Source organism: Tolypothrix campylonemoides VB511288_2 (genome assembly GCF_045999855.1).
GTDB lineage: Bacteria > Cyanobacteriota > Cyanobacteriia > Cyanobacteriales > Nostocaceae > Scytonema > Scytonema bouteillei_A.
This window is the reverse complement of the sequence record NZ_JBFPMW010000020.1, coordinates 23544-38442: the sequence shown is the minus strand read 5'-3', so window position 1 is coordinate 38442 and position 14899 is coordinate 23544. Positions and strand designations below refer to the sequence as shown.

6 protein-coding genes are annotated in these 14899 nt (G+C 40.8%); 1 reads left to right on the top strand and 5 read right to left on the bottom strand.

Translation table 11 applies throughout. The annotated features are described in order from the left end of the window. Positions 1-50 precede the first annotated feature (50 nt). The 5 genes from AB0756_RS37350 to AB0756_RS37330 form a co-directional block, all read right to left on the bottom strand. The gene (locus AB0756_RS37350) at positions 51-5615 is read right to left on the bottom strand and encodes a trifunctional serine/threonine-protein kinase/ATP-binding protein/sensor histidine kinase (RefSeq protein ID WP_038076211.1); all 5565 of its coding nucleotides are present in this window, start codon (positions 5613-5615) and stop codon (positions 51-53) included. Positions 5616-5827: 212 nt separating this feature from the next. Beyond that, positions 5828-12202 (bottom strand): ATP-binding sensor histidine kinase, encoded by a 6375-nt coding sequence (locus AB0756_RS37345; protein ID WP_050045755.1) that lies wholly within the window; start codon positions 12200-12202, stop codon positions 5828-5830. Between the two features lie 142 nt (positions 12203-12344). After that, positions 12345-12851 carry a pyridoxamine 5'-phosphate oxidase family protein gene (locus tag AB0756_RS37340; RefSeq protein WP_038100321.1) on the bottom strand — a complete coding sequence of 169 codons (507 nt, stop codon included), beginning with the start codon at positions 12849-12851 and terminating at the stop codon, positions 12345-12347. A gap of 487 nt (positions 12852-13338) precedes the next feature. Continuing rightward, positions 13339-13572 (bottom strand): YXWGXW repeat-containing protein, encoded by a 234-nt coding sequence (locus AB0756_RS37335; protein WP_063779494.1) that lies wholly within the window; start codon positions 13570-13572, stop codon positions 13339-13341. 243 nt (positions 13573-13815) lie between these two features. Further along, positions 13816-14271 carry a GNAT family N-acetyltransferase gene (locus AB0756_RS37330; RefSeq protein ID WP_038100312.1) on the bottom strand — a complete coding sequence of 152 codons (456 nt, stop codon included), beginning with the start codon at positions 14269-14271 and terminating at the stop codon, positions 13816-13818. Between the two features lie 340 nt (positions 14272-14611). On the opposite strand from AB0756_RS37330, the gene AB0756_RS37325 reads away from it, so the two are divergent. After that, positions 14612-14803, top strand: coding sequence for a hypothetical protein (locus AB0756_RS37325; RefSeq protein ID WP_137986276.1), 192 nt, complete (start codon positions 14612-14614; stop codon positions 14801-14803). Positions 14804-14899: the final 96 nt, after the last annotated feature.

Genomic DNA, 14899 nt, shown 5'->3' with positions numbered 1-14899 from the left:
GGGGGACAAGGGAGACACGGAAGAAGTGTTTGTAACTTCTATAGGGACTGTTATATAGGAATTTCAATGAAAAACTCTGTCCCCTCCCCTTGTGTGGAAATACAGCTTAACTGACCCCCATGTTTTTCGACCACAATCGAATAGCTAATTGACAATCCCAAACCTGTAGCACTACCAACTGGCTTGGTCGTAAAAAATGGATTAAACATCTGACTTTGAACTGACTTGCTCATCCCGATACCGTTATCTGCAATGCGGATCTGTACCTTTTGTGGTTCGAGGAATTCCGTTTTAATAGAAATAACAGGTTCGCGATTTGTCTCGGATTCTTCTAAAGCATCAATGGCGTTATTAATGATATTCATGAAGACCTGATTCATTGCAGAAGCATAACAATTCACCAAAGGCAATTGACCGTACTCTTGAATCAGTTTAATTTCGGGATGCTTGCTATTATTTTTCAGGCGATGCTGCAAAATTAACAAAGTACTATCAATACCGGAGTGAATGTTGACTGGTTTGAGTTCTGCTTCATCCAAGCGAGAAAAGTTTCGCAATGAAAGCACAATCTGATGGATACGTTCCGCTCCTACCTTCATCGACTTCAGTAATTTTTGTAAATCATTCACTAAAAAATCGAGTTCTATATCTGCAATTTTCTCTTCTATCTCCGGCAAAGGATGTGGATAGTATTTCTGATATAAATTATTTAACTCAACCAAGGAGGAAACGTATGCACTCGCTGGTTCTAAGTTTCCATAAATAAAATTAATCGGATTATTAATTTCATGAGCAATTCCCGCTACTAACTGTCCCAAACCCGACATTTTTTCCGCTTGAATAAGTTGGGATTGAGTGGAGTAAAGTTTTTCTAATGTAGATTCAAGCTGAGCGTAAGAACGTGTAATTTCTTGCGTGCGTTCTTCTACTTTTTGCTCTAGGGTATGAGAATAGTCCTCTAATTGGCGATAAAGTTGGGCATTTTCTAGGGAGATAGCGGCTTGAGTCGTAAGGAGTTTGAGAACTTGCAGGCGATCGCGTGTAAATACCGCTGTAGTCAAGTGATTTTCTAAATAAAGAATACCAATTAATTTTCCTTGCTTGAGAATTGGAGTACACAAAAGGCTCTGAGGTTTTTCACGCTGAAAATAAGGGTCAGAGGTTAGAGGGATTGGAGGGATTGAATCATCATCGCTGACTAAAGTTTCACTAGTATGAAACACATAGTTAATCACACTCTTAGGAATCTCCGAACTAAATTCTACGGGGAGAGATGGCTGTAAACTGCAATGACTTTTTGTATGATTTTCTTGCGATCGAGCCGTAGCTTCTATAGTTAAACGACGCTCTTTAACTAGCATCAAAACACATTTATCAGCACCTGCATTGACCATCATAACTTGCATTAATGTGGAGAGTAATTGCTCCAGTTGAATTTCACTGGAGAGAGCTTGTGAGGCTTTGAAAACAGTTGTCAAGTCCAGATTATCTGAAAGAGTTGTCTTTTTGGAAAAGACAGTTTTAGAAGCCAAATTGATAATAGTGCTATCGCGATTCAGACTCATTTGTGGCTGTTGGAGTATAGTTGCGAGTAATTCAGGATAGCCTTTTTCTAAATCTTCGACTTTGGCAAGTGCGCCCCAGCGTGCGTAACAGTAGTAAGCATTTGTAAGGTAAAGTTGAGCAAATTGCTTTTTCCCCCAGTCTAAATAGAATTTAGCAGCTAGTTCATGACTCAACGCTTCGTCTTGGACGAAGCCGTTTTCTTGAGCAAGTTGGATGGTGCGATCGTACATTTCTAGAGCATCGACTTTGTTACCTAAAACCCGACACCGTTCGGCTTCAACCAAATACCATTTATGAAGATAATTCATGGGAGCGTTTTGCGCCGATTGATAGAGAGCAGCTTGATGGGTTTCTACCAAGGCCATCATTTCAGCTTGCTTGTGTTGTGACTGCTTGGGGAAGATTGCCAAGTACGTTAAAGCTGCATAAAAATGGAAAATGGGAATAAAAAGAAATCCCGATACTGCTATCAAATACTCCTCGGCTTGGGAGATATAATCTAAGGCACTGGTGTAATTGCCGAAAAAGCAGGCAAGCATCAGTTTACAAATATAGACTTCGGCAATGATAGTAAGTTCGCAATCCCGATGGTGCTTGGGCATCATGAGTATTTCATCGTAAGCAGTTCCAATTAAGCAATCCGGTTGGCTCACGGGTTCCTTCAAGTTATGTACTATCTGCTGCCTGATATCCAAAAAAGTCCGAATAGAATGTTGTTTCAACTTTGCCAAAACAGCTGTGTAAGTTGCAATTTCTGGTATCCAAGTGTCCAGTTCTACTCCACTAAAGAATTTGCCATCAAGGTAACGGACAATGTTGTAGCCAGCGTAGAGAAAATCACCAATTTCCATGCTCGCGGTATAGCCCTCTTTCAATGTCGGTATCATTGCTCCGATCGCTTCCCGATGATGCTGAATACAAAACCCAAACAAAGCCATAATCATGGGCTTGAATTTCTTTGCATTGAAGCGATCTAGTAAGGAAATCGCTAATTTACCAAAGCTATAGCCCATTTCTACATCTTCTAAACAGCCACATAACACGACAGCATGAGCCGCATATCCCATAGTTGATGCATGTGTATTCCCAAATTCGAGTGATAAACTGACCATCTTCGCACTCAATAATGGCAATAATCCCGGCATTCCTTGAATAATGGGTGAAAATAATATTGCGAGTAGTTGCATGGCTGCTTGATTTGCCGCATCACTCATCACGGGTAAATCAATCAGTTCCTCAATCCGTCTGTCTTGGAGTTGGCTGCTAAGGGTTTGTAGTGCTTTGTCGATAGTGGCTCGCTCGGCTTCGTCGGGCAGTTCAACACCCAATTGCCCTAGGACTTCTCGACCTATTGCAATAGCTTCCAACATTTTACTTCGAGCTACCTGAGCAACAATTTGAATCTCGTAAATTTTGATTTTGTCTAAAATTGTTTGGGCAGATAGCAACACCACTGCTGCTATCTGCTCCATGCTATCAAAATCAGCATTCAAATAAGCAACTTCGGCAGCCGCAACATAGAGGTTTAGCGTTAATTCATATTGATGCAACCAAGAGTTTGGCTGTAATAAATCAATTCCTATTTGCAAATAGCTTCTTGCTGCTGCATAGGCGGTAGAATTTCTTGCTTTAATTCCAGCTTTTAAGTTAAGTTGAGCTAATGCTTCTCTTTCCTGTGGTTGAGTTATTAACTCTTGCCCTTGGTTGAAATGCCCAACAAGATCGAAGATTTTTTCTTCTTGTTCTATTAATGATAAATTTTGCTGAAGTAACTGTCCAATTTTGAGATGAGTTGATTGTCTTCGATCGTCGGGAATTAGAGAATAGGCAGCTTGCTGTACGCGGTCGTGTAAAAATTTGTACGCAATTGTTCTTACTCCTTTGTTAAGTGTCTTTTGTTCGTTAGTTTCTAATAATCCGTGACTGTTGACTAATGACTCTTGTTGATAGAACTTATAGACTTCGCTAGTCGGTAAAATTAACCCTTCCTGCAGCGCTTTCCACAAATCTGTTGCTGTTTCAATTTCTGATTTTTCCGAAACAATTGCTAAAGTGGCTAAATCAAATTGATTGCCAATACATGCCGATAACTGTAAAATCTTTTGCGTTGATTGAGGTAGCTTTTGTATTTGCAAGGTCATAAATGCAACGACATCATCTGTCAGTGCTTGCACATTGACTTGTGTCAGGTCGCATTGCCACCCTCCCCTCTCATAGTCGAGAGACTCACGATTCACTGTTTCCTGCTCTAAATAGTGAGGAGTAAATTGAATGACTTTATCTTGATACAATGCTTTGAGAAATTGTGTGGCAAAAAACGGATTTCCTTTGGTTTTTTGAAAGACCAATACAGAGAGCGATTGTGCCAAATCTTCCGTACATTTTAGTGTATCAGCTACCAAACAATTGATTCTATCTTGACTCAATGGTTCTAACGTTATTGTATGGATATTTGCTTGTGTTTTTTCGATTTCTTTTAAAGCAACTAAGAATGGATGTCCGGGATTGACTTCGTTATCTCGGTACGCACCAATTATAAAAAGATAACCTGTATCAGCTATTAATAATTGCAATAACTTCAAAGAGGCCGAATCAGCCCATTGCAAGTCATCTAAAAATATCACTAAGGGATGCTCGGCTGCAGTAAAGACTTGGGTAAACTTTTGGAACAATAAATTAAATCTATTCTCAGCCGCAGTTCCTGATAGTTCTGCTACCGATGGTTGAATGCCAATAATTCTTTCTAATTCGGGAATCACTTCAGTAATAACCCGTCCATTTTCTCCAACAGCTTTTAATATCTTGGTTTTCCATTGCTGGATTTGAGCATTGCTTTCTGTTAACAATTGTTCCATTAAATCCCGAAACGCTTGTACAAAAGCGCTGAAGGGAATATTTCGCTGATATTGGTCGTATTTCCCTTTGATAAAATAACCGCGCTGTCTTACTATAGGTTTGTGAACTTCGTTAACAACCGCAGTTTTTCCAATACCAGAAAAGCCCGCTACCAGCATCATCTCTGCTCTCTTTGGTTCCTTCTCAAGGGGAGATTCACCAGGGCTTGCAACTCTTTCAAATGCTTGGAGTAGAGTTTCTACTTCCTTTTCTCGTCCGTAGAGTTTGTCGGGGATGATGAAGCGATCGCACGCATCCCATCTGGCAATTTCAAATTTCTGAATCTCACCCGTTTCTTTTAATTGCGCCAAACAATTTTCTAAATCAAATCTCAATCCTAATGCACTTTGATAGCGCTCTTCCGTATTTTTTGCCATCAATTTGCTGACAATCTCCCCAATGACAGATGGGATTTGAGGATGAATTTCATTAACTGGAGATGCTTTCTTGGCAATATGAGAATACACTAACTCCATTGCATCATTTGACTCAAAGGGTAATCTTCCTGTCAGCAGTTCGTAAAAAGTTACGCCCAAAGAATAAAAGTCAGTTCGGTAATCGATCCCCCGATTCATTCTTCCGGTTTGTTCTGGGGAAATATACGCTAGTGTCCCTTCTAAAACATTAGGGTCGATCGGCGTTTGCGTTTCTCTTGGAAGTAGCGATGCAATACTAAAGTCTATTAATTTGATTTGTTTGGTTTCCGGATGAATTAAAATATTGCTGGGTTTAATGTCTTTATGAATAATGCGCTCGTGATACAGTACATCTAAGATCTTGCTCGTGGCGATCGCGATCGCTAAAAACTCTTGAAGACATTGTAAGTTTTCCCCCATCCCCCGTTCCCTACTTCCCACTCCCCATTCCTTGAGTGAAATTCCGCCAAAATCTTCGACAATCAATGCATAGCCATTTTGGTACGGCTCCAAGCTATAAGTTTGAACGATTAGGGATGAATTGAAATTTTTGGCAATGGTATACTGATTGCGAAACTGCACCAGTTCGCTGAAGCTCGGATAAGGGTTTTTTAGCAGTTTAATGACTACAGGTAAGGAGTCAGTTTCTCGACAAGCACGATAAACCAGGGTTCTTGAACCGTTGTAGATCTGTTCGCTCACTTGGTAACCGGGAATAGTGATTTGGGGAGTGACCATACTGCTAAATCTTTGAGACTGCCATATTTAGTTTTCCCAGATCTATACAATTTTTTACCAACAAAGGAAGTTGATTGAGGAATTTTAAGTTTGTCAAGTTAGACACGTCTAAAGGCTGTATATCTCGAAGGGCTCTACATCCATTCTGTATTGCCATCACTAGGGCAATAATGATATCGTGTCTGATTTAAGGCTTATTGTTCCCATAAAAGCTACAACGGTATTTCAATCAAAAACTCTGTCCCCTTACCCAAAACAGAGTTACATCTCAATTTACCATGATGAACTTCTTCCACAATTTGACGGGCGATCGCCAATCCAAAACCAGTTCCTTTTCCAACAGCTTTCGTTGTAAATAAATGGTCAAAAATCCTTTCTTTGACTGCTTCTTTCATACCTATTCCATTATCAGCAATAATAATCTTGACAGCTTCATTTTCCAACGCTGTTTTGATTTTAATTTGGTTGGGTAAAGCTTGAATTTCTGCAAAACTGCGCCCGGTGTTTGACTCATCCAATGCATCAATAGCATTGGCCAAGATATTCATAAAGACTTGATTTAATTGTCCGGGAAAACACGAGATTTGAGGTAATTGACCGTAGTTAGTTATCACTTCAATGGTTGGACGTTGTTCGTTCGCTTTCAGGCGATGTTTGAGAAGTAAAATTGTACTATCAATACCCTCGTGGATCTGAAATGGCACTTGATGGTTTTTATCGGAACGGGAAAATGTGCGGAGACTGGTACTGATATTCCTCAGCCTGTCGCACGCCATTGTCATGGAATCAATCATTTTGGGCAAATCTTCCAAGGTATAATCTAAGTCAATTTCCCCAGCATGGTCAAGAATTTTTTGGCTTGGTAATGATAAGCATTCTTGATACAATTTCAAATGTTCGATGAGCTCGGCAATAGTGGGTTTAGCTTGATTGAGACTCGCAGCAATAAAACCGAGGGGATTATTCATTTCATGAGCGACACCAGCCACTAAGTTACCGAGTGCAGACATCTTTTCACTTTGGACGATTTGTATTTGTGCTTGTTGCAGGTTTTGTAAAGCAGCTTCGAGCTCCTCTGCCTTTTGTTGAAGTTGAACTTCGGCAACTTTTTGCTCGGTAATATCATCTGCTAGCGAAGCAACTCCAATTAACTCGCCATCTGCATTCACAAGCGGATTATTGTACCAAGCACAAATAATACTTTTGCCATCTTTGGTCACATTTTCGTTAATACTGTAATTGCCACCCTGCTGCGATAAAATCTCGATGCTAACTCGTTCCATTTGTGCTCGAATTCTTTCAGGAATGAGGAATTGGAATTGATGACCCAATGCCTCCTGTTTGGTGTAGCCGAAGATTCGTTCTGCCGCTGGGTTCCAGTCAGTCACCTGAATATTAGTATCCCACTCTATAACTGCGAGTGGCGTTTGCTCAACCAAGAGCTGGAGGCGTTGCTGAGATGCTCGCAGTTGTTCCTCCGCTTTTTGGCGTTGTATAGCTTGGAGATAGGCATCGCTAATATCCAACAACAATCCATCCCAGACGAGAGTCCCATCAAGAAGTTGTTGGATTCGAGCAGCACCGTGAATCCACTTAACCATTCCAGACGGTGTAACAATTCTGCCTTCCCAGTGCCAAGGAGTCAGAGTTTGAATTGAGTCTGTCATAGACTGCTCGTAAGTGGCGGCATCGTCTGGATGTACTCTGTCTAGGAGAATTTGTAAGTTAGCGATCGCTTGCTCGGCAGTGATTTCGTATAAGTCATAACAATCTGCACTAATATAGGGGAGAAATACAGACCCATCAGCAGTCATGCGTAATTGATAAACTACACCAGGAACATTGTTTACGAGGTTTTGGAAGCGAGAGTTAGTGGCACTTAACTCTTCGAGTGACTGCTCTAGTTGTTGGGAATACTCTAGCGAACGCTTGTAAAGTTGGGCATTTTCCAGAGCAATAGCTGCTTGAGCGCACAGCAGATTGAGCAGTTCGACGCGCTCTCTAGTAAAGGCTCCAGTAACGAGATTATTTTCTAGGTACAATACGCCAAGCAACTTACCTTGAAGCAAAATCGGACTGCACAGGATACTCTTGGGTTGGTGTTGCTGAATATAAGAGTCATGAATAAATTCCAGATGCTGTGTGGCATCAATAATTACCGCAGGTTGCAAGCTGCGTTTGACAGTATCGATCAAACCGAGCGGTACGTCTTGGCTGTCTTTGAGGGGCTGTGGCTTCTGCAGCAATAAAGAAAAATCGTCACCAGAAACGGCTTGAACCATTAAGTCTTCCTCCTGCGACAGGAGCAACACGCACTTATTGGCTCCGGAATTTTCAATAATGATACGTAACAACGCTGAGAGTAGTTTTTCTAGTTCAATTTCACTAGAAATAGTTTGAGAAGCTTTGAGAATGGTAGCTAAATCAAGTGAATTTGAGATACTGCTGCTAGAACTGCTTACAGAGACACGACTCAATGTGAAGAGAGTTTCTTTTACGGAGATAGGATAATCGCTTTGTTGAAGGATGGGGGCGAGGAGTTTGGGATAGCAGGTTTCTAGATCGGCTATTTTGGCTTTTGCTCCCCAATGGGCGTACCCATAGTAAGCTTCAATGACATATTCCTGGGCTATACGTTCTTTGTTCCATCTAAGATAAAATTTAGCCGCTAGTTCGTTGGCTAGTGCTGCTTCTTGGATGTAATTATTGGCTTTAGCTTCGGCGATCGCGCGATCGTATAAATCGCTAGCTTCCATACATCGACCGGAAATTTTTGCCATTTCAGCAGATAGCAATAGGTATCGATGCAAGAAGTTAGCTGGGCAATAATAAGCCCATTGTTTGGTAATTTGCTGATGCTCTTGCAACACTTTCCAATACTGCATTTTTTCTTCTGATGTCGCAGTCTCATAAAGGGCAGCCACGCTGAGTGGATAATAAAAATGGTATTGAATAATTGGGAAAAAACCAGCATTTGATACCAGTGTTTTCTGTGCTTCCTCTGCTGCTATAACAGCATCTGTATATTTACCATAAAGGTATGAAAGTTGTAGTTTGAGAAAGCAGTACCAATTAATTCCATGTTCAAAGTTTTTCTTTTGTCGCCAAATGTCTATGTATGGAATTTCCAAATCATGGCGTTCGCCTAATAAGTCAGTTTTTTGAGATGGATCTTGTAGTTTCAAGAGAAACTGTCGCTGTAACGTAAACGCATACAGCATATTTACATCGTTCACTTGCTGGACATAACTGAGATATTTTTCAGTTTCCACACAGACATCAGCTAAACGATCGCCTTTAATTAACATTGCCCAAATCAGAAATGAAACTGCCCAAACACCAAACACAACATCTCCGGATTCTTGACTGGTTTGGAATGATTGCTGAGACAGAGGTAAATTTGTATTTAAATGCTGATTGTAGGGATTAATTGTGTGTGCAAAAATATTATTTGTTTTATAAATAAATTTAGTACAATTAAAATGGCGATCCAGTTTTAAAGCTAATAGTCCGAACTCATAAGCTGTTTGATAATCTCCTTGATTTGCCAAAGCCATCCCATAGAGAGAGTAAGCAAAACCAGAACTTTCGGCATTACCATATTTCAATGATAAATCGATCGTCAGTAGAGAACTCAAAAGAGCAAGATGCTGATAACCTGCCATATATGCCACTGCCCAAAGATCAGCTAAAAGGCTCATACAAATTTTCTTAGCTGGATCTGTCATCTCAGGTAACTCGAATAAATCAGATGGAGTCACTCTTGCAAGTTGAGTTTTTAACTCTTCTAATTTAGTTTTGATTGCGGCTTGCTGCTCTTCAACAGTCGGTGGTAGTTGCAGTCCCATAATACTCAAACCTTTCAAGCCTGCTTCACAACCTGCTTGAATGTTCTCACCTTGAGTCATTTTTAAATACATTTGTATGGCATAAAGATCTGCTTGCTCAAATTGATTGCGAGCATGGGATAATGCTAAATCGAAGAAATATTCTGCTTGCTCTAAATGACCGATTAAATACTCGCACTCAGCCCGTTCTCGATAAAAGCCAAATGTTATATTATAATGTGTATGCCAGGTATTTTCTGGCAACAATTTCATGCCTAAGTCAAAGTATTTGAGAGCAGCTTTATAAGCCGTAGAAGCTTTAGCTTTTCTGCCAGCCATCAAATTGAGTTTTGCTAATTCAGCTTTTTCCGCTTGTTGGGCAATAATGCTAACTCCCTCATTGAGTTGATTGACAATATCAAAAATATGGATTTCAAGAAGCTCGGGTGACGTATTTTGTAGCAACAATTGTCCGATTTTGAGATGCACAGCTTTTTTCTGAGACTCTGGAATGAGTGAATAGGCAGCTTGTTGAATGCGATCGTGCAAAAACTTATAAGTAACTGAACTTTGCCCTTGGTTAAATGTCATTCGTTGTCGGGTATCTGCAAATGGGAAATGATATTTGACGAATGACGAATCTTGATAAAACTTATAAACCTTACTTTGTGGCAAAATTAAACCTGACTGCAAGGCATTCCACAAATCCCCTGCAGTCTCCACCTGAGATTGTTCGCTGACAATCGCCAATGTACCTAAATCAAACTGATTGCCAATACAGGCTGCTAACTTCAAAACTGTCTGAGTTTGAGGTGACAGCTTTTGAAGTTGCAATGCCATAAACTCAACAACATCATCGGTGAGGGCGAGCGATCGCACCTGAGAAACATCACACTGCCAACACCTCCCATCAATATCAAAGGTAATCAGTCGATCTTCATAGAGCGCTTTGAGAAATTGAGTCGTGAAAAAAGGATTTCCTCGAGCTTTTTGATAAACTAACTCACTCAACGGCAATGCACGCGCTAGCGGACAACTCAATGTGTCTGCAATTAAATGATTTACATCTGCGGACGTCAGGGGAGCCAGCGTGAGGGTGTTGACAGATGCCTTTGTCTTTTGGATTTCGTTCAAAGTCAGCATCAACGGATGAGTAGGAAAGACTTCATTATCCCGGTAAGCACCAATGATGAACAGATAGCCTGTTTCTGTTTCACTTATCAACAGTTTCATTAAATTCAGGGATGCTAAATCTGCCCACTGCAAATCATCCAAAAAGATGACTAGGGTATGTTCCACTGTCGCAAACACCTGAATAAACTTTTGGAACAGCAGATGGAAGCGATTTTGGGCGGCGGTTCCTGATAATTTCACCACCGCAGGCTGTTTGCCAATAATAGATTCGAGTTCGGGAATGACTTCAACGATCGCTTGTCCGTTGTCTCCCAACGCCTCTAAAATTTTAGTTTTCCATTGTTGCAGTTGAGCATCAGTTTCACTGAGCAATTGTCCGATTAAATTCCGGAATGCCTGTACAAAAGCACTAAAGGGAATATTCCGTTGAAATTGATCGTACTTGCCTTTAATAAAGTAGCCGTGCTGGCGGACGATGGGTTTGTGAACTTCGCTGACAACTGCTGTTTTGCCAATCCCAGAGAAGCCAGCAACAAGCATGAGTTCGCTACGCGGCAAATAATCTAACCCAACTCCTCCACTGACACGCTCAAAAGCTGCTAACAAATTAGCGACTTCCGTTTCCCGCCCGTAGAGCTTTTCGGGAATGAGGAAGCGATCGCTGATATCCCTTTGACCGAGTTGGAAGTTGGGAATTGCTCCTGTTTGGTTCAGTAGCATCAGGCATTGCTCTAAATCGTACTTGAGCCCGATGGCGCTTTGATAGCGATCTTCGGCATTCTTCGCCATCAATTTATTGACAATCTTCTCAAGGATTTGCTCGATCTTTATACTCCCGATCCGCATTTCTTCGGGATCTTGAGTTTCCCATAGCCCCCGATCGCTAGAGATTGTCTTACCTTGACCTACCCCCTGTCGCCTCTCCCCTATCAAAGGAGGTTGCTTGGCAATGTGACAGTATACCAATTCCATCGGCTCGTTCGACTCAAAAGGCAATTTCCCTGTCAGCAGCTCGAAGAAAGTCACGCCCAAAGAATAAAAGTCGCTGCGGTAGTCAATCCCTCGGTTCATACGCCCGCTTTGTTCTGGCGAGAGGTATGTTAAAGTTCCTTCTAAGGTATTGAGGCTTTGAATTTGCTGGATTTCTCTGGGTAGCAATGTTGAGATGGAAAAGTCAATCAGCTTAATTTGCTTTGTGTCAGGATGAATCAAGATGTTAGCAGGTTTAATATCTTTGTGAATGACTCGCTGTTGATGCAGCTGGTGTAAGGTGTGTGTGAGTTGAATCGCAATCAAGAGAAATCTATCTAATGGCAGTGGTTTTCCTTGCGTAAATTGTTGGAGGGAAATACCACCAAAGTCTTCCATGACCAAGGCATAGCTGTTGTAGTAAGGTTCTAGACTGTAGGGTCTGATGATGCTCGGTATTTCTAGGTTTTTGGCAATAATGTACTGATTGCGAAACAGCAAGAGTTCGCTAAAAGTGGGATAGGGATTTTTTAGCAGTTTTATCGCCACGACCATGGAATCAGATTCTCGATACCCGCGATAAACAAGGGTTCTAGAACCGTTGTAGATTTGTTCGCTCACTTCATATCCGGGAATCTTGATTTGGGGAGTGACCATACTGCGGAATTCTTAGACTGCAGCTTTAGTGTTCCCAGATATATAAGCTGTTTACCAACAAAACCGAAAATTTATACTAGAATTCCAATACAAATATTGCATGTAAAGACGCTCTAAGATGCGTCTTTACATTCTTGGTTTCTTACTTCAAGCTGACTTTTTCATTTTCGCCAACTTTGGCTTTCTCTCCTGTGGCGATCGCTTTCACCAAACCAATCGTGTGAGCAACAAAACCTGAGGGTGCATCCCAGTATTCAGCTTTTTCGACATTCACTTTTAGTAAAGCAATATCGGGTTCTTCTAATTCTTTAGGAAACCAAGCTTTTAATTGTGGTTTCCATAACTGCTGAATTTTGTTGCGATCGCGTACCAACCGAGCTGTACCTGACATGGAAACATAGGTTTGCGCTTTCGGGTCTGAAAAGCTGACATTAACCTGCTGGTGTTGTTCGATCTCTAGAATTTTGTGCGAACTGGCGTAAGTAAAAAACCAGAGATCGCCATCAAATTCCACTTCAGAGTTAGTTGACATGGGGCGACTGTGCAGCGTTCCATCTTCATCGATTGTAGTCAGCATTCCAATGTCCATATCCTTGACGAGTTCGCGCAGCTTCTTAATTGTTTGATTGCGGTCTTGTGAATCTGTCATTTTCCTACTCTCTACATCAGTAAACAGCAACCAGCGATGGGCGACCGGCGATCGGTAATAACTGGTTACTGCTAATAGTGTTAACGTCTCTACAAATTAAATGCTTGAGTCTTAAGATGGAGTTTTATCTTAGTTAATGACCGATCGACAGATCCAGAAATTAATTATGCATTGCTTATAACCCTTGTAAAGATCGTCTTGTCTGTTCCAATACTATAGAAACGGACTTTGAGCAAGCTACCAAGTTTTTATTAATGAATCGGGCGCAACTTGGATTATCAAGGATGGAGCAAGTCCGTTTGTTGTTCTTGCTGTATTCCTTGCTTTTTTAAACTTCTTTCGTTAAAGTCAATGAATATGTTAGTTAGAGTTGATGTAAGGATCATCTCTAACTAGGTATCTGCACTCTTCATGCTCCCCTGACTGGACAAGAAATAGGTTTGATTGAAGTTAATGAAAAAAGAGTAAAGCCAAGATAACTTTGCTCTTAATAACGTACATAGCGACCGGGAATCCATACCCGACCGTTGCGTCTTCTCTCCCAATGTCCGGGAATCCACCGTTGTCTTTGTCTTTCAACTCGCCGACTGATGACCACTGGGGCTGGGGCTCTATGAACGCGAGGATTTACAATAACCTCCAATGCAGATGCTTGTTGTGTTGGGATAGAAGCGATCGCGAATGGTAGAGCAAGCAACGTACCTGCAATAATAGGTTTCATCAATAAATCTCCTTTGTTGAATTCAATACGGTTCAGTTGATAAAATTTTTATCCAACTTAATATCAATGATAGAAATTGAAGCTTTTCATCAGTAGGGAAAAATGTAACTAATCCATGCGTTACATTAGTGGGAATTTTAGTATGACTAACGTCATCTCCGTATTGCTCCACAGTCAGGTATTACACGGTTAAATTGCATACTGAGTTCTTATGACAGTCATGAATCAACTATTTGTCATTCTTTAGCTGTTATTTTGGTATTGCATAAACACAACAGGAATTCTTATAAGCTTCTTTCCCAGCTGCGATATACCAAACTTACGTTTGAGGGAGGGCGGTAAATTCTCAAAAGCAACTTGGGTAAAGCCAAAGCGACTGTACAACTGAGCTAATTGCTGACCCAAGCATTCCAAATAAAGTGGTAAAGTTGCTTGATTAATCAAATGTTGTGTCAAAGCAGTTCCCAAACCTTGTCCTCTCCACCTAGGTAAAACGACTAAACTCCCAAGCTCTTGTACTCCAGAAAAGTTGCGGAGTTGTCCGCAAGCGACTATTTCCCCATTGTGTTCTATGACCCAAAATTGCTCCCATTTTATTTGAGTCGGATCGAGCGCTGCTCTTAGTACCAATAACCGGATAGACCAAATATCTTCAGATGTTGCTTTACGAAGAACATATTCTGCTGGTAAAGAAATCATAGTGCTTGATGGTTAGTGGTTGGTACAGGCGCAAGAGCGCGTCTATAAAATTTTTCGTGATAGGGAACAGGTCAGAAGCCTATCGTTGTTATTAGTTAGTGCTAATTCTAACTAATTACATCATCTAATTATTAAATAATGTAAATTTTGTCGGAAAATGTCATAAAAGGTCATAGCCTTGCCAATCTTACCTTAACCTTTGCGAAAAGCTTCTACTGCTAGATGAATCTAGGTATAGAGTTAAATCGGAAAAGAAAATTCCAAATACAGCAAATTAAAGATTGATAACTAAATTTGGAAGTCATCAAGATTAAATGTATCTAACAAGGAGATTAAAAACGTGAAATTTCATGAAGATTTATATTACAAGACTACTCCTCAAGTTAATGAAAAAATTGAAGAAATTTTTACTTGCAATGCAGGTTTCTCCTCAAATCCCAATTCCATCAATACTAAGAGCAAGAGACCTACTCTCGTTGCTAAATGGTATAGAGAGAATGGCACAATGGTTTGTCGCTGGGAAACTATCTAGAGATGGCAATTAGCTCGTAGTTACAATGCAGGGCGTTCGCCGTTCTTGCTTACTACAAGCCAGACGGAGCCACACGAACGAAAGTTAAAAATTTTA

What these genes read in the sequence shown, in the direction of transcription:
- AB0756_RS37350 (WP_038076211.1), bottom strand. Translation starts at nt 5,615, where the DNA reads ATGGTCACTCCCCAAATCACTATTCCCGGTTACCAAGTGAGCGAACAG.
- AB0756_RS37345 (WP_050045755.1), bottom strand. Translation starts at nt 12,202, where the DNA reads ATGGTCACTCCCCAAATCAAGATTCCCGGATATGAAGTGAGCGAACAA.
- AB0756_RS37340 (WP_038100321.1), bottom strand. Translation starts at nt 12,851, where the DNA reads ATGACAGATTCACAAGACCGCAATCAAACAATTAAGAAGCTGCGCGAA.
- AB0756_RS37335 (WP_063779494.1), bottom strand. Translation starts at nt 13,572, where the DNA reads ATGAAACCTATTATTGCAGGTACGTTGCTTGCTCTACCATTCGCGATC.
- AB0756_RS37330 (WP_038100312.1), bottom strand. Translation starts at nt 14,271, where the DNA reads ATGATTTCTTTACCAGCAGAATATGTTCTTCGTAAAGCAACATCTGAA.